Here is an 18,750-nt window from a genome sequence, read left to right on the forward strand (position 1 = left end):
ACCTCACAGCAGGGCTTTAATCAGGCTCGGGCTGACCTTTATGAGCTTTGCGAGGAGCTTGGGCCTCTTGAGTATAGCCTTGGCCGTTCTCAGGTGGTCGTCGAAGTCCGCCTGGGTTTCTATTACCTCCCTCGCCTCTTCACTCCCCAGGACCTCGAAGATTCTCTCTATCGCCTCTTGGTCGAGGCCGAGGAAGAGTTTTCTGAACCTGAGGCCGAAGCTTATCTGCCTCCTCACCCACGAGCAGTGGCTCCAGTAGTTCTCGGGCCTGCCCTCGAGTAAGGCCTTCCGCAGGCTCTCGGCGCAGAGCATCCCGTAGACTATCCCTCCAGCGGTGGTCGGTTTTATCTGAAGGGCGGAATCACCGACGAGTGCCACGTTGCCCCTCACCCAGGGCTTCCTCCAGCCGAAGCCAACGGTTCCGGCCTTAAACTCGAGAATCCTCGTGGGTTCTAACCTTCTGAGTCGTAGAAACCTGTTCAGGGCCTCTATGCTCCCGAAGGTTCCAACTCTGGCCGTTTCGCCGTCTATTGGAGCGACCCACGCGAAGAAGTCGGGCGTTATCTCCTTGTTCACCCAGACCTCGACGTTTTTCCTTTCAAACTCGCCAAGAACTTCAACCTCGTAACCGCTGAGGAACTCGGCCTTCGTCTTCGCTCTCATCGCCTTCGCCACCGTGCTGTTCACGCCGTCGGCCCCGACGTAACAGTCAGCCTTTACCTCGAGCGTCTCCCCGAGGTGCTGGAGAACAGCCTTCCCGTTTTTGAAGCCCTTAAAGGTCGTGCTCATCAGGTAATCGGCGCCCCTCTTCATAGCCCTCTTCGCGAGCTCCCGCTCAAGCGTCTTTCTGTCAACGAGATACGCTTGAGGACTCTTCCTCCCAATCGAGAAGCTCTGGATTCGCGAGTAGAAAGTTGCCCCATAGAGCTCGTTCAGGATGGCTTTTTTCGGCAGTCCGAGCTTCTCGTAGTTCTCGGCTCCGATTATGCCGGTGCAGGCCTTTCCCCCGAAGGAGTTCTTTCTCTCGACGACAGCGACGCTGTAGTCCCTCGCGAGAAGGTTAGCGAGATAATTGCCAACGGGCCCGGCACCGATGATTAGGACGTCGTACCTCATCCTCACCCCTCGTCCGGAGTAGCTTTTAAACCCTAAAAACCTACCCTTTCCGGTGGTCCCATGAAGGTTCTGGTTACCGGCTTCGAGCCCTTCGGTGGTGAGGAGATAAACCCATCGTGGGAGGCCGTTAAGGCACTCCCCGAGGAACTCAACGGTGCAACGCTCCTGAAGGTTCAGCTACCGGTTTCCTTTAACCGCGTCAGGGAGATTCTGCCGAGACTAATCACTAAGGAGAGGCCTGACATTGTTCTCCTGACTGGTCAGGCCGGTGGAAGACCGAACGTAACGGTGGAGAGGGTCGCGATAAACGTGATGGACTCGACGATGCCGGACAACGACGGGTTTAAGCCGGAGGACGAGCCGGTCTTCGAGGGCGCTCCCGATGCTTACTTCGCCACTATACCGATAAAAGAGGTCGTGAAAGCCCTGAGAAAGGCCGGAATTCCAGCGGGGGTTTCTAATACCGCTGGCACCTACGTCTGCAACACCGCGATGTTTACCGCTCTACACACGATAGCGGTCGCTGGAATGGAAACGAAAGCAGGCTTCATCCACGTGCCCTTCAGCCACGCACAGGCCCTCGAGAAGCCGAGGCCGTCGATGGCGCAGGAGACGATAAACGAGGCGATAAGGAAAGCGCTGGAGATGCTCGTTACTCCTTGAACAGCTCGTTGAAGTCAATCTCGTAGACGACGGAGCCGTTGAAGCTCTGGGCCTCCTTGAACCTCGCTATGAGTGAGCTGAAGGTCTCGACGAGGGCTCCCCTTATCTCACTCATTATTTTCTCCGCGTCCTCTCTCGTGCCTGCCTTGAAGACCTTCTCGGTCAGCTCGTTGAGGCCGAGCTCCTCGCCCCTAATCCTGACCTTGGGGTCGAAGCCGTCGACTATGGCCTTTAGCTCATCGTCCAGGTCGAGTTCCCTGACCCTGACGATGTACTCCCCGCTCACGATGTCGTACTTTTTGTCAAAGACGAGGCGCATCTTCACCCTATCACCCCGGGGTTGAATATAACCCAAGGGCTAAATAACGGTTTTGGTGAAACCTCAAGCTCCGTCGGCCAAACCATTAAAAAGCCCCCCGCGTCACTTCCGGTGGAGGGTGGTGCTCATTCTCATCATCGGCCTTGACGTCATCGGCGAGAACCCGAAGCGCTTCGCGGTCGTGAGCTGGTACAACGGGAAACTTGAGCGAAAGGGTGAGTTCACACTCTACAGGCTAATCCGCTTCATCCAGGCGAAGAGGCCTGATATTGTTGCAATAGACAGCGTCACCGAACTCGGAGAGGACTTGAGGAAGTTTCTCCGCGCCCTCCCGCCGGGCACGAAGCTTGTCCAGGTAACGGGAAGACCCGGCGAGCAGAGGAGCTTACAGAGCCTCGCGAGGGAGCACGGGATAAGAACAACCGACAGGTTCGACCCCTACGAAGAGGCCAAGCTCTCCGCCCTGCTCGCGAGTAAAGGGGTCGGCTACGAGATTCTGGCCTTTGAGGATGAGGTCATAGTCAAGGTAACCAGGGGTAGGAGCCACGGGAAAGGTGGCTGGAGCCAGGACAGGTATAGAAAGCGCGTTCACAACCTCGTCCGCGACAAGGTGAGGGAAATCGAGGACAGGTTGAAGAGAGCGGACATTCCCTTTGACCTCGAGACCGAGGAGAAGGACTACGGTCTGGCGAGGGGCGAGTTCAGAATCTACGCGAGCAGGGAGGAGCTGGCGGGAATCGTGAGGCCTATGCGGGGTGGCGACGTCGAGGTCAGGATTTACCCGGTCGAGAGAGCAGAGCTTGGCTTCGCCCCGCTTAGGGGTGAGGAGGCCGTAAGGGAGAGGCGGAGCGTCATCGTTGGCATAGACCCGGGCATAACGGTTGGAATAGCGGTCATAGACCTCAACGGCAACGTGGTGGCTCTTTACAGCGAGAGGAACATGCCTGTCGGCGAGGTCTTCAGGTTCATAAGCGAGATAGGACACCCCGTCATCGTGGCGACCGACGTTTCCCCGGCCCCGGGCTTCGTCGAAAAGATAGCCCGCTCCTTCAAGGCCCAGCTCTTCGTCCCGAGGGAGAGCTTAAGGGTTGAGGAGAAGAACGAGCTGTTGAGGAGCCTCGGCATCAAGGTTGACGACGACCACCAGCGCGACGCCTTAGCAGCCGCCTACAAGGCATACCTCCGCCTAAAGCCCAAGCTTGAGCACGTCGAGGCAAAGCTCCGCGATGCTGGTCTAAGCAAGAGGGCCGACGAGGTGAAAGCCTTAGTGATTCAGGGCTACAACCTCGGCGAGGCCATGCAGAAGGTTGCGAGGCGCGAGAGGCCGAGGGAAGAGGAAGAACCCGAGGAGCAACCGAGCGTTGACGTCAGGCCCTACGTGAGGAAAATCCGCGAGCTTGAGGAGAGGATAGCGCTCCTTGAGAGGGAGAACGAGGAGCTCAGGGGCATTATCCGCGAGCAGAGGAGAACCATCGAGAGGCTTGAGCGCAGGATAGCGGACTACGACGAGGAGGTCAGGAGAAAAGTTCTCCGCGAAAGGGAGCTTGAGGCGAAGGTTAAGCGCATAGAGGTCCTTGAGAAACAGCTGAGGGAAGCGAAGGTCCTAATCGAGAGGCTGAGCAGGGATTTGGTCAAGGTCAAGAGGATGAACGTGGTCGAAATCCGCGGTAGCGCGGTTCCGCTGAAAGTGCTAAGGGTCCTCAGCTGGCGGGAACTTGAGAGGATTGAGCGCGAGGTCGGACTGAGGAGGGGCGACGTTCTCTTTGTAATCAATCCAGCCGGGGCCGGAAAGGCCATCGCCGAGGAGCTGGTCGAGAAGGGAATTAAAGCTTTGATAACCGAGAAGCCTCTTCCCGGGCCGGTGAGGGAGGTTCTCCGCGAGGCCCACGTGCCATTCTTCACGAGTGAAGAACTTGACGTAAAGCGCGTTGACGAGTTCGCGGTTGTTGAGCGCGAAACCCTTGAGAGGGCTATCGATGAGCTACTGGAGCGCTGGAGGAAGGAAGACGAGGAGAGAGAAACCGAGAAGTTCCTCAAGCTGGTGGAGGAGTACAGGATTGAGCGCATCAGAGAGCTCAAGAGGAAGGCCGAGGAGGAGACTAAACGGAGCTGAGTACCTCCTTAAGGGCCTTTAAGTACTTTCCCGTTTCTTCGGCCCCTTTCTCCGTGAGTTTCACGGCCGTTCTCGGCCTGTCCGCGAAGACCTTGTAGAGCTCTACGTAACCGGCTTTCTCAAGCGCTCTCAGGTGGGAGTCAAGGTTCCCTGGCGTTACCTCAAGTATTTCGAGGAGTTCCTTGAAGAGGACCCTGCGCCGGGGGAGTAGGTAAAGCATTATTCCTAACCTTATCGGATTTCCGAGAACGTGGTTCTTCGTCAGCTCCCTGGGGGATTCCATTCTATCACCGCTCGATGGCTTTGAAGGCGGAGTGGAGGTAAAGGATTATCGTGAGGCTGAACCCGAGGGCCACCACGAAACCGGCCCATAGGGGGGCCGTGTTGCCCATTTTCACCGCCGGGATTGTTCCCAGGGCCGGCACGAGAAACGCGGGTATCTCCTCCCTGTCACCCGTTGCCAGCGTCTGACCCGCGAGGGAGATGGCAAGGAAACTCAGGATTGAGATGGCAACGGTCTCGTTGGTGTTTGTGGTCAGTCCGAGGCGGGGGATTATTCCCCAGCCAATCGTGCTCCCAACGGCCCACGAGAGCAGGATTTTAAGACCAATCCCGCTTTTTTCCCCGGTTTCTGAGACGAGAACTGCAATGTATCTCTCCCACACCCGTTTCGTGACGTAGATGGCTACAATGGCCCCGACGAGCCAGTAGAGCAGGGACTCGACGTAACCTCCCTCCATCGGGACTACGAGAACGTAGTAGCCCGTCATCACAGCGAGCCACACCGCGAAGTTCAGCGCCCCGTAGATTTTTCTGCTCGCGAGGAGCTTGCTTTCCACCCTCTCCAGAACGTTTCTGAGTTCCCTAAACTCTTCCATTTTTCTCACCCATTGTTTCTTGGCGTTCGGTCTATTTATAACGTGAAGTTTCTCTGAAGCGCAGAACAGTAAAGCCCGATAGATTGGCTGGAGCGTGAAGGATAAAGGCGGGGTTAGTCCCTAACTGCCTCCCTCAGGACCCTGAGGGCCTCGCCCAGCTCTTCTACCCCCTCCTCAGTCAGCTCGACGAACTTCCTCGGTCGCCTTCCAAAGCCGTAGTAGGTCCTCACGATTCCGGCCTCTTCAAGCGCCTTCAGGTGGAACTCAAGGTTTCCCGCGGTGAGGTTCAAAGCTTTTCTCAGGCTCGAGAACGTTGCCCTCTCCCTTGACAGCAGGTAGAGGGCTATCGCTAACCTCGTGGGGTTGCCGAGGGGTGACTTCGAGAGCCCCGCGAGCTTTTCGAGCATATCACTCCCTCATAGCCTTCATGAGCACCAGGTAAGCGCCGAGCGCGAAGGCCAGAGACAGTACGAGCGTTGCGTACGCGCCCTTGGCGATGGATACCCTTCCGTAAGGAACGCTGAGGAGCAGAATCGTTGCCCCGATGACGGCCTTATCCCAGCCCCTTCGGAGGAAAACGTAATCTATAACTGCGAGGGCGAGCATTCCGGAGCCTATCGCGAGGAGTGGTGAAAGCCAGGCCTCATTAACCTTCAACCCCACGGCCACGATGACTACGGGCCAGACGATGAGCTGGGCGAGGAGGTACCTCAGGTTGAGTGGCGTTTTTCTCCCGAGAACCTTCTCTATCTCCTGCACCTTGCCTATGGCCCGTCCCTCCTCCACGGCAAAGAGCAGTATCGCGAGGGCCGAGAGGAGAACCGTTGTGGATTCGATTGAAATCCCGGCGTACGCTGAGAGAATCACCGAGGTAATGTAGATGGCCGGGAACGCTACCGCCCAGTAGAGGTAGACTATCGAGTTGTAGGCCTTCTTCGCGAGGTTCAGCTCCCGCTCAACGGCTCTTAGCGCTTCACTTATCCCCTCCATGTTCCCACCCGAGAAAAGTTCTATGAACTCCTTAAATACCCGCCCGGAAGTTTGGGGCCCAAACTAACCGCCGGCCCTCGCCAGGCGGAGCTTCTCCATGAAGCGCTCGATTTCCGTGGGAGGACCTTCCACGAGAACCCGGCTAAGGGTTATTCCGTTCCTCTCGATGGTTTCGAGGAGTGTCAAGCTGACACCCGCCCCGCTCTTTCCCCTTATCTCCTCAAGCTCATCAAAGGGAACGGCCGTCTCGATAATCATAGTACCCCTCTCAACAGAATCTCTTTAGAATCTCATGGTAGAACTCTATCGGCTTGAGAACTTTTATTTTGTGGTCTTGAAGCGTTAATTCCTTGTTCTCGTCCCTCAGGGCCAGAAGGTCGTCGTCCCATGTCAAAATATACTCGGCCTTTCCTTCGTACGCTATCTCAAGCCACTTGTTATCGTCCGGGTCTCTGGAGAGGTTTACCCTCACCGAGGGCGCTACAATTACAGAGCCCTTCAGATACCGGGCGAGAATTCGCTTCCATTCGCTTGATAGCTTTCCCTTCTCGGCCAGAATCCCCATCTTCAGGCTGAGCTCGGTTAGGGCTTCTTCGCTCGTGTAATTCACGAGGAAACGTCCATCGAGTGCCTTTATGAGAAGCGCTGAGAGGCCATCTGACTTTATCATTGCGCCAAGGACGACGTTGGTGTCCATGACGACTTTCATTACTCGGCACCCATTAGCTTCTTGTACTCCCTCTCGACCTCCCTGAGAATCTCTTTCACTTCTTCCTCCTCATCCTTGAATTCTCCCCTTCTCAGTCTCTCCCGTGCCTCCTCACTCTCCTCCCCGATTTCTTCTTCCCTGAGACTCCTTGCCAGTTCTTTCGCTTCTTCGAGCATCATCTGGCCGAGTGTGAACGTGACGGCGAACTTTATGAAGTCAGAACGACTTCGGAATTCCCTTTTCTCGACGAGTTCGTCTATCTTCCGGACAACGTAGCCCGGTAGTCTGACGGAAATCGGGTACTCCACCCTCTCAGCCATGCAATCACCAATACAAACTGACTACAATTGTATTTAACCCTTGCTACTCAACCCTGAACGTCAGCCCCTTTTCCCTCGCCTTCCTCTCGACCTGAAGGCGGAACTGGCAGGCCTTGCATATCTCGCCCGTCGTCGGCTGGCCACATATCTTACAGCGGTTCAGCTCGCTCGTCCTCTTTGTGTAGGTCTTCGCTATCAGCGGGAAGAGCTTGTCGTAGCTCCTGAGTATCTGGTACTTCGTTCCAGGGTGTTTCTCCTCCATCTCGTTGAGCCAGTCGCGTATTTCCGCTCTGAAAGCCTCGACCGCGTAGGGGCACTCGCTCAGGTCGACTTCTATGTTGTTCAGAACGGCGTAGAGGACAATCTCCTTCTCGGGAATCTCACGGAGAGGCTTTATCCTCGGGACGAGCTCTGGATGGATTTCCTCGTAGTAGGGGCCAGTTCTCCCCAGTCTTGCTATATCTCCCCTGAGGATGTTCATTATGAACATCTGAACCTCGTCGTCGAGGTTGTGGCCCACGGCCAGCTTGTCGGCGCCGACGTCTTTGGAAGCGTAGTTGAGGAGCCAGCGCCTCCAGACACCGCAGTAGGAGCAGGCACCTACCCTTTCCTTCTTCTCGAAGCTCCCCATTATCTCAACCGTCTCGTCAAGGGTGAATCCGATGTACTCCTTGAAGGAATAAACGCGGTGCTCTATTCCGAGCTTCTTCGCGTTCCTCTTCGCTATCTCAACGCTTGGGGGCCTGTAACCGGCTATTCCCTCGTCTATGGTTATCGCGACGAGTTCAAACGGAAACTTCTCGCGGAGTTTCGCCAGAAGGTGCATAAGAACGACGCTGTCTTTTCCCCCGCTGACTCCAACCGCTATTCTCTCGCCCTTTTCTATGAGGCGGTACTTCTTGACGGTCTCCTTGAACTTCTTCTCCACCATCTCGTTGAAGTGCTTGTGGCAGTAGTATCTACCAGTGTAGCGCGCGTGGTAGACCGCTGGACGACCGCACTTGGAGCAGACCGCTGGCATGGGTTGCCCTAAGAAAAGGCTTTTAAAAAGGTTGGGTGCCCCTTCAATTGGGAGAAGGTTATGGGATACAAGGTTTTTAGAACGGGTTTCGGTGCCCTTGATGAGATGCTCGGTGGTGGCATAATCGAGGACGGAATCCTTCTCATCGTCTACAACACGGGTTCCTATGGATGGGCGCTCGGAGTCGAGGTGTTCAAGGCGTTTCTCGCACGGGGCTGGTATGGGGTCGTGACAAACTATTCCCTCCCATACAGCCTTTTGAGGAAGTATGCGATGGCGGTTCGCTTCGGTTTCCAGACTCTCGGCAGGGAAGACCGCCTGGCGGTGGTTGATGTCTTCGGCTCCGTCAACGGGATTCAGCTGAGGGAACCCTTCGTGTACTCTGTGGGACAGGTTGACGGTAGCACGTTCCTCCCCAAGATGCTGGCCCTCTACAAGACCCTAATTTCGAACCGGCCCAAGAGAATCGGTCTGACTGTGACTATGGACGGTTTCGTTGAGGTCTTTGGCGAGGACACCGGGATGAGGATTCTAAAGAAGAACATGGCAATAAAGGAGAGCTATCCGCGTGCGGGGGGAGAGGAGGTTCTCAACATATTCCTCATAAACAGGGACCGGGTTTCGCCAAGGTTCCTCTCGTGGCTCTCCCAGTACTCCGAACACATAGTGGAACTTCGGCCAACGGAGAGGCCCGGCGTCGAGAACATCCACGTTGTCAAGTCCCTGCTCCCCGATTTCGAGCCATCAACTGGAATCTTCAGGTTCAAAAAGGGAAGGGTGGAAATCCTGCCTACCTTGCGAGATTGAGTATCGCGGGCAGGACGTTCAGGGCCAGGAGGAACAGTCCGATTCCTATCGTCGCGTATCTTATTGGCCTCGCGACCTTCTCGGGCAGGTACTCCTTTATCACGTCGTCGAGCATCCTTCCACCGTCGAGGGGAACCAGTGGGAAGAGGTTCATGAGGCCTATACCTATGTTGAGCATGTAAATCCAGTAGAGCGAGAAGAACAGTGGCAGGATTATGTTGTCGTGCCCGACCTTCGAGGTCACGTACTGGGTTGGACGTATTCCTATGAATCCCTTACCGGGGTTATCAGGGTTTTCGGCGAGGGTCAGTTTAAGGTTCAACTCCTTCCCGTCTCGCAGAACCGTGAGCGTTATCGTTTCTCCTGGCTTCGTCTTGTTCATAAGGGATATGAACTCGTCCATGGTCTTTACGCTCTGCCCGTTTATCGCGATTATTACGTCTCCCTTGTGGAGAACCCCGTCGGCGGGGGCCCCCTTTATCACATCACTTACTTGGATTCCGTTTGGCACGAGGATGGGGGTTATTGCGTAGCTCAGAATGAGTGCCGTAATGATTGCCGTCACGACGTTGGCCATTGAACCGGCACCGTAGACGCGGAGCCTAGAGCGGAGGGGTGCCTTCGATAGTTTTTCCTCGTCGGGCTCGACGAAGGCACCGGGAATCACAGCGAGGAGAACCAGACCGACGGACTTTAACGGGAGCTTCTCTGCCCTCGCGACGACGCCGTGGCTGAGCTCGTGCACGACCATAACGACCGCGAGGCCGATAAGGCCGTACCAGAGGGGAATTGTAACGCCTGGAATCACGAGCTGAACTCCGGAGGGGCTTGTTTTGGTCTTGAGGGTCTCAACCGCGGTCTTGAGAAGTGCGTAGAAGACGAAGGCCATGCCCATGTAGCCGAGGGCTACCCCTATGTCGCCGTAGACCTTCCAGAACCGGGGGTTTATTCTGGAAATCCTGTCTATGAATCCAAGGAGCCTTTTGGTCCTCCACATCGCCACGAGAAAGTCAACGCTCAGCCCTTCTTCCTTCTCTATCGGTTCCCCTGTTTCGGGGTCTATCTCCTTCTTTCCAAACAGGGAGTACAGAACCAGCCAGAATGCCGTGAGTGCGACTACTACTATGACCGCGGTGCTCACCATGGTTCAACACCCTTTTTCCGCTGGGCTAACTTCATTAGATGGTCTTATAAACGTTAGCGGACAACCATGTGGCGATGGAGAGCCTCAGAATAGCCTTCGTCTATGACGTGGTCTACCCCTGGGTTAAAGGGGGTGTTGAGAAGCGGATTTATGAGCTGGCTAGGCGGTTGGCCAGTTCTCATGAGGTCCACGTCTACGGCTACAAACACTGGGATGGGGCGAATGATATCGAGCGCGAGGGGATTCACTACCACGGTACCGTTCGTGTCGACAACCTGTACTCAGGTGGAAGACGTTCAATTCTCCCTCCACTGCTCCACTCGCTCTCACTCGTCTCCCGGCTCAAGGGCGAGCGCTTTGATGTCGTTGACTGCCAGGCGAGTCCTTATCTCCCCGCGTACTCCCTCGGGCTCCTTGGCATGGAGAACGTCCTCATAACCTGGCACGAGTTCTGGGGTGATTATTGGCTCGACTACCTCGGCCGGGCCGGTCTCCTCGGGAAAACCCTCGAGAGGGGCCTTTTCTCCTTTGAAAGGCACGTTTCCGTCTCCCAGAAGACGAGGCTCGACCTCTTAAACGCCGGTCTCAGGAAGCCGGTTTACCTCGTTCCCAACGGCATAGACCTCAATCTTATTCGTTCGGTAAAGCACTCGAATCTGGAGTCGGATTTCCTCTTCGTTGGCAGATTAATACCCGAGAAGGGCGTTGACTTCCTCCTACGCTCTCTGGCTCTGCTTAAAAATGAGTTCCCAGACTTCAGGGCAATCATAGCCGGTGACGGCCCCGAACGGGGAAAGCTTGAACTCCTCGCCCGGGAACTTGGAATCGATGATAACGTCACCTTCACGGGCTTTTTGAAGGATTACGAAGACGTTATTGCCCTCATGAAGGCCTCAAAGGTCTTCGCGTTTCCCTCGCGGAGGGAGGGCTTCGGCATGGTCGTCCTCGAGGCGATGGCCTCTGGTCTCCCTGTGGTAACCGTTGAGCACCCTATGAACGCCTCGATGCACCTTGTTGAGGACGGCAAAACGGGCTTCGTCGTTCCTCTGGAGGAGGAATCCTTCTCCCGGGCGCTGATGCTCGCTCATGAGAACTCTTCAAGGCTGGGGAGAATCGCGAAGGGGAATGCCGAACACTATGACTGGGACGAGATTGTTAGGGAGCTTCTCACGGTCTACGGGGTGGTTGAATGAAGGTCTGCCTGATAGTCCGGCGCTTGAGCACCAAAGCTGGAGGAATCGCCGTCTACACAAGGAACTTAATCAGGACCCTCGAGCGGGAGGGGCACGAGGTCGAGCTGTCGCCCGGCGAGAGGTTTTCGTACTTCCTCTGGCAGTTCTTCAGGGTTCCCCTCTGGCTCGTCCGTTCGAAATGCGATGCCTACCATGCCGTCGGCGTTATAGAGGGTATAACGCTCCCGTTCTTCAAGCCGAAGGCGGAAAAGCGGGTCACGATACACGATTTAATCCCCCTGAAGCACCCGAGGAAGGGATTCAAAGGCCTCTTCGAGCGCCTCTTCATTCGCCTCGGTCTTATCTCGGCGAGGAAATGCGACGTGGTTTACGCAGTCTCCCACCTGACGAAGGTCGATTTGGTCCGCTTCGCGGGTATTTCAGAGGATAAGATAAAGGTCGTTCACCAGCCGATAGACGAGCGCTTTCTCATTGAACCACCCCATGCCGGGAAGTTCAGGGAGAAGGGGAAGTTCATGGTGGGATACATCTCGAGGATGGACTACCACAAGAGGCACGCCCTTCTAGTTGAACTGTTCAAGCAGTGGGACAATCCGAACGCCAGACTTCTCTTGGCCGGAACCGGGGAAGAGTTCGAGCGCGTTAAAAAGCTGGCCGAAGGCGATGAGCGGATAAAACTCCTCGGTTTCATACCCGATGAGGAGCTGGTTGAGTTCTATGACTCGCTCGATGTCTACGTTCATGCGTCAAAATACGAGGGCTGGGGCCTGCCGATTGTTGAGGCCCTCGCCAGGGAAAAGCCCGTTATCGTTTTTGAGGATGCAGAGATACCGGGGGAAGTTAAGGGGCGGTGCGTGGTAGTGTCACATGCTAATTTCGCGAATATTCTTGATAAAATGTGTCTTGATAAAAAATTCCTTAAGAAACTCTCCATTTCAAAGTTAGAAGCTTTGAAAACTCTTCTTCAGTGATGCGTTTTTGTATTCGCTTTTTTTCTCGGAACATCTCTGGAAGGATGCGGAATAGCATTGTGTATCCCTTCACTACTGCTTTAACTTTTCCTCTTAGAACTACGTTGTATACTGCATAGAGCACGTTACCGAGGATATATAGGGGGGCATACCTCCTGGGAAGATTCAGAAATGCGCAAATAAGATGCCCCTTGAGAGAATGGGAAACGGCAAGGTCGCTTACTTCAAGTCCCCCCGTGCTTTTTCCTCCATAGTGGTAAGCTATTGCAGAGGGTTCGTAGATTAATGGGAATCCCGCCCATCTTATTCTTGATGCAAGGTCTGTGTCTTCGTAGTATAGGAAGAATAACCTATCATTGAACAGCCCTGCTTCAAGTAATGCCTTAGAAGAGTACAAGGCGCAGGCCGCACATAATGTTGGGACTTCTTCTTTTGTTGAAAATTCTGTTTTGGGTCTGAATTTTCCCCTATCAAAGCTGTATCCGTTCTTTGAATATTCTCCCCCTGCACTGTCAATCAACTCGGGATTCCTTGCCCAGAGGATTTTGGGGGCAACTGCACCTGCGTGTGTGCGTTCTGATGTTTGGACCAACTTCGTAATTGTTTCAGGTGTTATGAGTGCGTCATCATTGAGGAGAAGTATGTAGTCTGCATTCAGAACACTTAGAGCAAACTTTATTCCGACATTGTTTCCTCCGCCAAATCCATAATTTTCTCTGTTTTTTATCAGGATAAGTCTTCTGTTGGGGTCTAATTTTTCGTATCTATGCTTGTTGAACTTACCTTTTTTGGCGTCCTCCTCTGAGAGCTTAAAGACGCTAATTGGGGGTTTCCTTTCTTGGGCGTATTTCTCAATCCTATTGACTGAATTATCAGTGGATGCGTTGTCTACTACTATGACGTCATAGCTACGGAAATGGGAGGTATAAACTGACTCAACGGCTTCAATAGTGGTCTTCCAGCTGTTCCAATTGAGGATTATCACAGAGACCCTGTGTCTTCCCATTGTTTTATCTGCCGTATACTCAAGTTAAAAATGTTTGTATTCCGTTATATTTAACATTGCATTTGCATAGGCTAAGTTAGAATTTAAACCGTAGTTTTTATAAGAGACTTTTGTATTAGAATCCCAATGTTAATAAGAAGGATTTTAGGGTGAATCCCATGTCTCGGTTGGATTTATGTAGGATTATAGAGTTTCCCATTGTGCATGATTATAGGGGGAATTTAACATTCATTGAACAAATGAGGCATGTCCCCTTTGAGATAAAAAGAATTTATTACCTCTATGATGTTCCTACCGGCGCTATAAGAGGGGGACATGCTCATATCGCACTTGAGCAGGTAATAATCTCTATGAGTGGGAGCTTTCGCGTCATTATCCATGATGGATACTCCCAAAAGGACTTCTTTTTGAACCGTCCCCACTATGGTTTGTATATTCCCCCTGGGATGTGGAGGGAGCTTGTTGATTTTTCTTCGAATGCTGTTGCTTTGGTTCTCGCGTCTGAGTTTTATAATGAATCTGATTATATCCGGGATTTTGAAGAGTTTCAAAAGAAGGTAAGGGAGGGATTTTGGAATGAGTCAGATAGAAGAGTTGAAGAAAAAATATCAAGATTATACGGAAAAAATAAAGCAGATTCATAGGACTCTTGAATCCCGTGGAGTGTTTATACACCCTAATGCTTTGGTTGAAACTGAAAATATTGGAAGTGGAACTCGAGTTTGGGCATTTGTTCATATTCTCCCTGGCGCAAGAATCGGGAAAAATTGTAATATATGCGATAATGTTTTCATCGAGAATGATGTCGTAGTTGGGGATAATGTTACCATAAAAAATGGCGTTCAGTTATGGGATGGAGTTAGAATTGATAATAATGTTTTCATTGGCCCAAATGCAACGTTTACTAATGACCCCCGCCCAAGGAGTAAACAGTATCCACCAGAATTTACTAAAACGTACATTAAAGAGGGGGCTAGTATCGGGGCTAACGCCACTATAATATGTGGGGTAACTATCGGTAAGTGGGCTATGGTGGGGGCGGGTTCCGTTGTTACAAAAGATGTCCCAGATTATGCACTGGTTTATGGAGTGCCAGCTAGGATTAAAGGATGGGTTTGTGAATGTGGGAAGGACCTTAACTTCGATGAGAACGGCATAGCAAAGTGTAGTTGTGGTAAAGAATACAAAAAGATTAAAGACACTGATGGTAACGAGATTGTGGTGAGACTCAGATGATACCCTTTGTGGACCTCAAGAGGGAATACCAAGAGATTGGTGACGAGATACTACGTGCTATTCAAAGGGTCATTGAAAGTGGATGGTTTATCTTGGGGAATGAACTCAACCAATTTGAAAAAGAATTTGCGGATTATCTTGGGGTTAAATATGCTATCGGTGTTAACTCTGGGTCTGATGCACTTTATCTTGCTGTTAAGGCTCTGGGTATACACTCAGGTGATGAAGTAATTACAGTTTCTCATACTTTCATTTCCACCGTTGATGCCATAGTTCGAAACGGTGCACGGGTAGTTTTTGTTGATATCGACCCTGAGACGTACACGATTGATGTTGACCAACTTGAAAAATCCATAACTCCTAAGACAAAAGCTATAATTCCAGTTCATCTGTATGGTCATCCTGCCGATATGGAACCTATAATGGAACTCGCTGAAGAGTATGGGTTGTATGTTATTGAGGATGCAAGTCAGGCTCATGGGGCTGAATATAAGGGTAAAAAAGTTGGTACCTTTGGGCACTTGGCTTGCTTTAGTTTTTACCCAACAAAAAATCTTGGGGCATATGGTGATGCAGGTGCTATAGTGACGAATGATGCAGAACTTGCTGATAAGTTAAGGATGATGAGAAATTATGGTTCCCCTAAAAAGTATTACCACGATTTCGTTGGTGTTAATAGTAGACTTGATGAAATCCAAGCCGCAGTTCTTCGGATAAAACTGAAGTACCTTGACCAATGGAACGAAAAAAGGAGAAAAATTGCAAAGTTATATAGTGAACTTTTAGACAATTCTGATGTTATCACCCCTTCCGAAAAAGAATGGGCAAAGCATGTTTACCATCTCTACGTCATCCGACATAAGAACAGGGATAAACTTCAGCAATACCTCTCGGAAAAAGGAATAAAAACTCAAATACACTACCCCGTTCCGGTTCACCTCCAAAAAGCGTACTTGGAGTTGGGGTATAGGGTCAGGCTTCCCATTACAGAGCGTATCAGTTCAGAAGTCCTCTCTTTGCCGATGTATCCCTGGCTAAGTAATGGAGAAGTTGAGTCCATTGCCAATACCGTCCTTGAGTTCATTGGTCGGTGAGGAACAATGACTGGAGCTACAGGCAATCTAAAACTTTCTTGTATCATGCTTGCAAGAAATTTGATTTCACAGGGGTACCCATTTGTTGAAGCTATTCTTTCGGTAATAGAGTATTGTGATGAATTCATTGTTTGCGAGGGATATAGCACGGATGGCACGTACCAAATTTTAAAGAGATTGGAAGAGCATTATAATGACAAGCTTATAATAAAACGCACAAGGTGGACGACCAAAAGTAGTATGGGAGAACTATTTGCGAGGCTTCTTAATGAAGCTATCCAGGAAAGTTCGGGGGATTATATCTTAAAACTTGACCCCGATCATGTTTTTGATAAATCGACCATTGAAACTTTACTGTTCCTGGCTAAAGCAAAACCCCAGGTCGATATATTTTTCATTCCCTACTTGTACTTTGTTGGTGATTGGATAGTAAAACCAGAATTGTGGGCACCTACATTTGCGAGAAACACAGGAGATGTTTTCCTTGGAGGTGATAGTTCTGGCTTTAAATTTACATTTAAGGGGATAGCAAAATTGGTTCTTAGGAATTTAAGACACCCCTACGGTGTTTTGAATTCAATACATTACGCCTATGTCCCCGTTCCGGTGTATCATTACTATGCTATATTCCCTGGTAACTATATAACTCGTATTGAGGAGCATAAAAAATTCTACCGGAACTACGATTGGAGCCCATATGACAAGGTCCTTTCAAAGCTTAAGTTCGTTAAAGATTGGAGTGCTTTTTGGGAGATTGTCGCAAAAGAAATTGTTGATACCACCTGGTCTTGGTATGGTAATCGCAAGATTGAAAAATATATAGGACAGCCACCTCTACCAGAGCTGATTAGACCTCTCTGGGGTAAATGGACGTATGTTGTTAGAGAAGAACTTTTTGAATCCACTCATGAGAATTGACAACTTAAAAGGGGGACGTGACTTTGAAGAAACGCCCCAATATTTTCATAATAGTTTTGGATACCCTCCGGAAGGATTACTCGGAAAATATTGAACGGACACTTGAGAAAATGGGTTTTGTGAATTACACTCATGCTATAGCTCCATCCCCTTGGACGATTCCAAGTCATGCCTCTATGCTGACAGGTTTATATCCCTCATTTCATAGGGCTCATGAAACTCGCACCAAGAAGATACCACATGTTAAGTTGGTACAGGGTGATTCCCTTTTAACATTCAAACTGAGAAGAGCTGGGTATACTACAGCCCTTTTAACGGCTAATTTTTTTGTACATCCTGAATTTGGGTTTAAAGGATTTGACTATGTGTATTATTCTCCTCCAATGACGGTCCCATCGATTCTCTCCCAATCTGAACGAAAAGTTATATCCGATTTGTTTAGTGTGTACCAGGATATTCATTCAGTGGCAATGTATCTGTTTTCACGTAGGAAGTACAAATTGCTCCTTAAAAGCGCCCTTCAATATTCCCTAAATCGTAGCTATCCCTATATTATGGCATTGATAAAACATTGGCCCATTGAAAAAGGAATAACCTCTATAACGAAGAACTTGGATAGTTATCTGGACAGGTTGGGGCATTCAAAATACTATAACAACTTCGTCTTTATAAACACAATTGAGATGCACGAACCGTATCTCGTGAACGACAATTTAAGTGTTCTATCAGAGCACCTAAAAACCGGTAACCTCGACCAAGGATTTGCAACTAAATGGCGGATTCGATATGATACTCAAGCCAAATATTTAGTTCACAAGTTATCATCTTTATTGCACGTTCTCGAGAGTCATGACATTTTTGACAACTCACTTATAGTGGTGACCAGTGACCACGGACAACTATTGGGGGAACATGGTAGGATTGGCCATGGTAATTTTCTGTATGATGAGTTGCTAAGGGTTCCTCTACTCATAAAATATCCTTCCTTTATGGATGTCCACACCTCCAACTGTATCGATGATGAATGGAAGTGGATAAGTTTAAATTCTTTAAAATCTCTCACAGTGAATATTGCTATGAACAAGAAGGGAGTATCTGATGAGGTCCTCTTTTCTGATGTAGTATTCTCTGAGTCCTATGGAATAGCTGGGAAAGTAATCCCCAATAACACCACTGAACTCAAAAATATCATGCACCTTGAGAAGTACAGGATTGCGGTATACTATCGGACTTTTAAAGGAATATTCAATGTGACTAATTGGAAATTTGAAGACATAATCTCGTATGACCCCTCAATCTCTATAACTCCCAATATTGTGAGCGAAATGAAAAAAGCTGTTGTTCAATTTTTAAAACGTCAATTGTTAGTGAAACGTTTACGGAAGCTAGGGTAGGCCTATCGTTTTTAGATATCTGATTAATCCCTGCCTCCAGTCCGGCATCCTTAGGCCGAGCTCATGGAGTCTTCTGTTTTCCAGTGCTGAGAACCTTGGTCTCTTCGCGAGTCTATTCAGCTCGCTCGACTTTATCGGCTCTATCTCAACATCCCAGCCGAGAATATCAAATATTGTTTTGGTGAACTCATACCATGAGCAATATCCCTCGTTCACCATGTGATAGATTCCATACGGAGGTTCACGCCCCAAAAGTTTCGCAAGGGTCTCTGCAACATCTCGGGTATGGGTGGGGCTCATAACCTGGTCTACTACTACCCTAAGATTCTCCCCGTGCTTTGCCTTTTCGATGACCCAGTTTACGAAGTTCCCGCCTTTTCCTCTTGCCCCCGCTTTACCATAGAGGCTTGCCACCCTTATGATGTAGTGTCTGTGTGAGTAGTTCCGTGTGAAAACTTCGCCTGCAAGCTTACTCGTTCCGTAGACATTTATGGGGTTTGGGGCATCTTTTTCGATGTAGGGGCTTCCTTTTTTCCCGTCGAAGACATAGTCTGTGCTAATGTAAACATTTACTGCGTTTATCTCATCCGCAATCCTTGCAACGTTCAGCGCGCCTATCGCGTTGACGGCGAAAGCTTTCTCTGGGTAGACCTCGGCATCGTCCACTCGAACATAGGCGGCGGTGTTTACAATTATGTCAGGTTTAACCTCCTTTAAAATTCGCAGGCTCTCAGCAACGGCAACATCAAGGTCTTTATGGGTTAAAGGAATAACATCAAAGCCTTTCTTCTTGAAAACTTCTGCAAGGTCACTTCCAAGCTGGCCGTTTGCCCCTATGATTGCAACCCTCATAGCATC

Annotated in this window: 23 protein-coding genes; 10 read left to right on the forward strand and 13 right to left on the reverse strand. The window is 50.6% G+C overall.

Annotated elements, in window-relative coordinates:
• Positions 1-3 precede the first annotated feature (3 nt).
• Positions 4-1,116, reverse strand: coding sequence for an NAD(P)/FAD-dependent oxidoreductase (locus E3E28_RS04255; protein ID WP_167914155.1), 1,113 nt, complete (start codon positions 1,114-1,116; stop codon positions 4-6).
• Positions 1,117-1,176: 60 nt separating this feature from the next.
• Here E3E28_RS04255 and pcp point away from each other — a divergent pair, with 60 nt between their 5' ends.
• Positions 1,177-1,779 carry a pyroglutamyl-peptidase I gene (gene pcp, locus E3E28_RS04260; RefSeq protein ID WP_167914156.1) on the forward strand — a complete coding sequence of 201 codons (603 nt, stop codon included), beginning with the start codon at positions 1,177-1,179 and terminating at the stop codon, positions 1,777-1,779.
• On the opposite strand, the gene E3E28_RS04265 is transcribed toward pcp, so the two are convergent.
• On the reverse strand, positions 1,769-2,098 hold the full coding sequence (locus E3E28_RS04265) for a hypothetical protein (protein WP_206203857.1): 330 nt from the start codon (positions 2,096-2,098) through the stop codon (positions 1,769-1,771). The genes pcp and E3E28_RS04265 overlap by 11 nt on opposite strands.
• Positions 2,099-2,219: 121 nt before the next feature.
• Between E3E28_RS04265 and E3E28_RS04270 the strand changes: the two genes are divergently transcribed.
• Positions 2,220-4,211 (forward strand): DUF460 domain-containing protein, encoded by a 1,992-nt coding sequence (locus E3E28_RS04270; protein ID WP_167914158.1) that lies wholly within the window; start codon positions 2,220-2,222, stop codon positions 4,209-4,211.
• On the opposite strand, the gene E3E28_RS04275 is transcribed toward E3E28_RS04270, so the two are convergent.
• From E3E28_RS04275 to E3E28_RS04310, 8 genes are all read right to left on the reverse strand, one after another.
• Positions 4,198-4,494, reverse strand: a complete 297-nt coding sequence (locus tag E3E28_RS04275) for a transcriptional regulator (protein ID WP_167914159.1) — start codon at positions 4,492-4,494, stop codon at positions 4,198-4,200. The genes E3E28_RS04270 and E3E28_RS04275 overlap by 14 nt on opposite strands.
• Positions 4,495-4,498: 4 nt before the next feature.
• Positions 4,499-5,089 carry a hypothetical protein gene (locus E3E28_RS04280; protein WP_167914160.1) on the reverse strand — a complete coding sequence of 197 codons (591 nt, stop codon included), beginning with the start codon at positions 5,087-5,089 and terminating at the stop codon, positions 4,499-4,501.
• Between the two features lie 113 nt (positions 5,090-5,202).
• Entirely contained in the window at positions 5,203-5,496 is a 294-nt protein-coding gene (locus E3E28_RS04285) for a transcriptional regulator (RefSeq protein ID WP_167914161.1), read from the reverse strand.
• Position 5,497: 1 nt separating this feature from the next.
• Positions 5,498-6,079 carry a hypothetical protein gene (locus E3E28_RS04290; protein ID WP_167914162.1) on the reverse strand — a complete coding sequence of 194 codons (582 nt, stop codon included), beginning with the start codon at positions 6,077-6,079 and terminating at the stop codon, positions 5,498-5,500.
• 63 nt (positions 6,080-6,142) lie between these two features.
• Positions 6,143-6,337, reverse strand: coding sequence for a TIGR04140 family protein (locus E3E28_RS04295; protein WP_167914163.1), 195 nt, complete (start codon positions 6,335-6,337; stop codon positions 6,143-6,145).
• 10 nt (positions 6,338-6,347) lie between these two features.
• Positions 6,348-6,788, reverse strand: a complete 441-nt coding sequence (locus E3E28_RS04300) for a putative toxin-antitoxin system toxin component, PIN family (protein ID WP_167914164.1) — start codon at positions 6,786-6,788, stop codon at positions 6,348-6,350.
• On the reverse strand, positions 6,788-7,108 hold the full coding sequence (locus E3E28_RS04305) for a ribbon-helix-helix protein, CopG family (RefSeq protein ID WP_167914165.1): 321 nt from the start codon (positions 7,106-7,108) through the stop codon (positions 6,788-6,790). Before E3E28_RS04305 ends, E3E28_RS04300 begins: the two co-directional genes overlap by 1 nt.
• A gap of 43 nt (positions 7,109-7,151) precedes the next feature.
• Positions 7,152-8,129 (reverse strand): TIGR00269 family protein, encoded by a 978-nt coding sequence (locus E3E28_RS04310; RefSeq protein WP_167914166.1) that lies wholly within the window; start codon positions 8,127-8,129, stop codon positions 7,152-7,154.
• Positions 8,130-8,189: 60 nt separating this feature from the next.
• Here E3E28_RS04310 and E3E28_RS04315 point away from each other — a divergent pair, with 60 nt between their 5' ends.
• Complete coding sequence (locus tag E3E28_RS04315; RefSeq protein WP_167914167.1) at positions 8,190-8,936, forward strand: hypothetical protein; 747 nt, start codon at positions 8,190-8,192, stop codon at positions 8,934-8,936.
• Here the strand turns inward: E3E28_RS04315 and E3E28_RS04320 are convergent.
• On the reverse strand, positions 8,920-10,080 hold the full coding sequence (locus E3E28_RS04320) for a site-2 protease family protein (protein ID WP_167914168.1): 1,161 nt from the start codon (positions 10,078-10,080) through the stop codon (positions 8,920-8,922). The genes E3E28_RS04315 and E3E28_RS04320 overlap by 17 nt on opposite strands.
• 74 nt (positions 10,081-10,154) lie before the next feature.
• Between E3E28_RS04320 and E3E28_RS04325 the strand changes: the two genes are divergently transcribed.
• Together E3E28_RS04325 and E3E28_RS04330 are read left to right on the forward strand one after the other, a co-directional pair.
• Complete coding sequence (locus E3E28_RS04325; protein ID WP_167914169.1) at positions 10,155-11,273, forward strand: glycosyltransferase family 4 protein; 1,119 nt, start codon at positions 10,155-10,157, stop codon at positions 11,271-11,273.
• Positions 11,270-12,244, forward strand: coding sequence for a glycosyltransferase (locus E3E28_RS04330; RefSeq protein WP_167914170.1), 975 nt, complete (start codon positions 11,270-11,272; stop codon positions 12,242-12,244). Before E3E28_RS04325 ends, E3E28_RS04330 begins: the two co-directional genes overlap by 4 nt.
• Here the strand turns inward: E3E28_RS04330 and E3E28_RS04335 are convergent.
• Entirely contained in the window at positions 12,192-13,250 is a 1,059-nt protein-coding gene (locus E3E28_RS04335) for a glycosyltransferase family 2 protein (protein ID WP_167914171.1), read from the reverse strand. The two genes, E3E28_RS04330 and E3E28_RS04335, sit on opposite strands and share 53 nt — an antisense overlap.
• Positions 13,251-13,408: 158 nt before the next feature.
• Between E3E28_RS04335 and E3E28_RS04340 the strand changes: the two genes are divergently transcribed.
• From E3E28_RS04340 to E3E28_RS04360, 5 genes are read left to right on the forward strand one after another with little or no spacing between them, the layout of a single operon-like run.
• The gene (locus E3E28_RS04340; RefSeq protein WP_167914172.1) at positions 13,409-13,894 is read left to right on the forward strand and encodes an FdtA/QdtA family cupin domain-containing protein; all 486 of its coding nucleotides are present in this window, start codon (positions 13,409-13,411) and stop codon (positions 13,892-13,894) included.
• The gene (locus E3E28_RS04345) at positions 13,827-14,486 is read left to right on the forward strand and encodes an acyltransferase (protein WP_167914173.1); all 660 of its coding nucleotides are present in this window, start codon (positions 13,827-13,829) and stop codon (positions 14,484-14,486) included. The genes E3E28_RS04340 and E3E28_RS04345 overlap by 68 nt, the downstream gene beginning before the upstream one ends.
• A complete protein-coding gene (locus E3E28_RS04350; protein WP_167914174.1) occupies positions 14,483-15,580 on the forward strand; it encodes a DegT/DnrJ/EryC1/StrS aminotransferase family protein in 1,098 nt (365 codons plus the stop codon). Before E3E28_RS04345 ends, E3E28_RS04350 begins: the two co-directional genes overlap by 4 nt.
• A 6-nt stretch (positions 15,581-15,586) precedes the next feature.
• Entirely contained in the window at positions 15,587-16,498 is a 912-nt protein-coding gene (locus E3E28_RS04355; RefSeq protein WP_167914175.1) for a glycosyltransferase family A protein, read from the forward strand.
• Between the two features lie 23 nt (positions 16,499-16,521).
• Positions 16,522-17,892: a sulfatase-like hydrolase/transferase gene (locus E3E28_RS04360; RefSeq protein WP_167914176.1), complete on the forward strand. Its 1,371-nt coding sequence runs from the start codon at positions 16,522-16,524 to the stop codon at positions 17,890-17,892.
• Here E3E28_RS04360 and rfbD read toward each other — a convergent pair.
• Complete coding sequence (gene rfbD / locus E3E28_RS04365; RefSeq protein ID WP_167914177.1) at positions 17,884-18,744, reverse strand: dTDP-4-dehydrorhamnose reductase; 861 nt, start codon at positions 18,742-18,744, stop codon at positions 17,884-17,886. The genes E3E28_RS04360 and rfbD overlap by 9 nt on opposite strands.
• Positions 18,745-18,750 lie beyond the last annotated feature (6 nt).

It is taken from the genome of Thermococcus sp. 21S9 (genome assembly GCF_012027635.1).
GTDB lineage: Archaea > Methanobacteriota_B > Thermococci > Thermococcales > Thermococcaceae > Thermococcus.

Excerpts from the sequence above, each read along its gene's own strand:
- E3E28_RS04255 (WP_167914155.1), bottom strand. The coding sequence starts at position 1,116 with ATGAGGTACGACGTCCTAATCATCGGTGCCGGGCCCGTTGGCAATTAT.
- pcp (WP_167914156.1), top strand. The coding sequence starts at position 1,177 with ATGAAGGTTCTGGTTACCGGCTTCGAGCCCTTCGGTGGTGAGGAGATA.
- E3E28_RS04265 (WP_206203857.1), bottom strand. The coding sequence starts at position 2,098 with ATGCGCCTCGTCTTTGACAAAAAGTACGACATCGTGAGCGGGGAGTAC.
- E3E28_RS04275 (WP_167914159.1), bottom strand. The coding sequence starts at position 4,494 with ATGGAATCCCCCAGGGAGCTGACGAAGAACCACGTTCTCGGAAATCCG.
- E3E28_RS04280 (WP_167914160.1), bottom strand. The coding sequence starts at position 5,089 with ATGGAAGAGTTTAGGGAACTCAGAAACGTTCTGGAGAGGGTGGAAAGC.
- E3E28_RS04285 (WP_167914161.1), bottom strand. The coding sequence starts at position 5,496 with ATGCTCGAAAAGCTCGCGGGGCTCTCGAAGTCACCCCTCGGCAACCCC.
- E3E28_RS04290 (WP_167914162.1), bottom strand. The coding sequence starts at position 6,079 with ATGGAGGGGATAAGTGAAGCGCTAAGAGCCGTTGAGCGGGAGCTGAAC.
- E3E28_RS04295 (WP_167914163.1), bottom strand. The coding sequence starts at position 6,337 with ATGATTATCGAGACGGCCGTTCCCTTTGATGAGCTTGAGGAGATAAGG.
- E3E28_RS04300 (WP_167914164.1), bottom strand. The coding sequence starts at position 6,788 with ATGAAAGTCGTCATGGACACCAACGTCGTCCTTGGCGCAATGATAAAG.
- E3E28_RS04305 (WP_167914165.1), bottom strand. The coding sequence starts at position 7,108 with ATGGCTGAGAGGGTGGAGTACCCGATTTCCGTCAGACTACCGGGCTAC.
- E3E28_RS04310 (WP_167914166.1), bottom strand. The coding sequence starts at position 8,129 with ATGCCAGCGGTCTGCTCCAAGTGCGGTCGTCCAGCGGTCTACCACGCG.
- E3E28_RS04315 (WP_167914167.1), top strand. The coding sequence starts at position 8,190 with ATGGGATACAAGGTTTTTAGAACGGGTTTCGGTGCCCTTGATGAGATG.
- E3E28_RS04320 (WP_167914168.1), bottom strand. The coding sequence starts at position 10,080 with ATGGTGAGCACCGCGGTCATAGTAGTAGTCGCACTCACGGCATTCTGG.
- E3E28_RS04325 (WP_167914169.1), top strand. The coding sequence starts at position 10,155 with ATGGAGAGCCTCAGAATAGCCTTCGTCTATGACGTGGTCTACCCCTGG.
- E3E28_RS04330 (WP_167914170.1), top strand. The coding sequence starts at position 11,270 with ATGAAGGTCTGCCTGATAGTCCGGCGCTTGAGCACCAAAGCTGGAGGA.
- E3E28_RS04335 (WP_167914171.1), bottom strand. The coding sequence starts at position 13,250 with ATGGGAAGACACAGGGTCTCTGTGATAATCCTCAATTGGAACAGCTGG.
- E3E28_RS04340 (WP_167914172.1), top strand. The coding sequence starts at position 13,409 with ATGTCTCGGTTGGATTTATGTAGGATTATAGAGTTTCCCATTGTGCAT.
- E3E28_RS04345 (WP_167914173.1), top strand. The coding sequence starts at position 13,827 with ATGAGTCAGATAGAAGAGTTGAAGAAAAAATATCAAGATTATACGGAA.
- E3E28_RS04350 (WP_167914174.1), top strand. The coding sequence starts at position 14,483 with ATGATACCCTTTGTGGACCTCAAGAGGGAATACCAAGAGATTGGTGAC.
- E3E28_RS04355 (WP_167914175.1), top strand. The coding sequence starts at position 15,587 with ATGACTGGAGCTACAGGCAATCTAAAACTTTCTTGTATCATGCTTGCA.
- rfbD (WP_167914177.1), bottom strand. The coding sequence starts at position 18,744 with ATGAGGGTTGCAATCATAGGGGCAAACGGCCAGCTTGGAAGTGACCTT.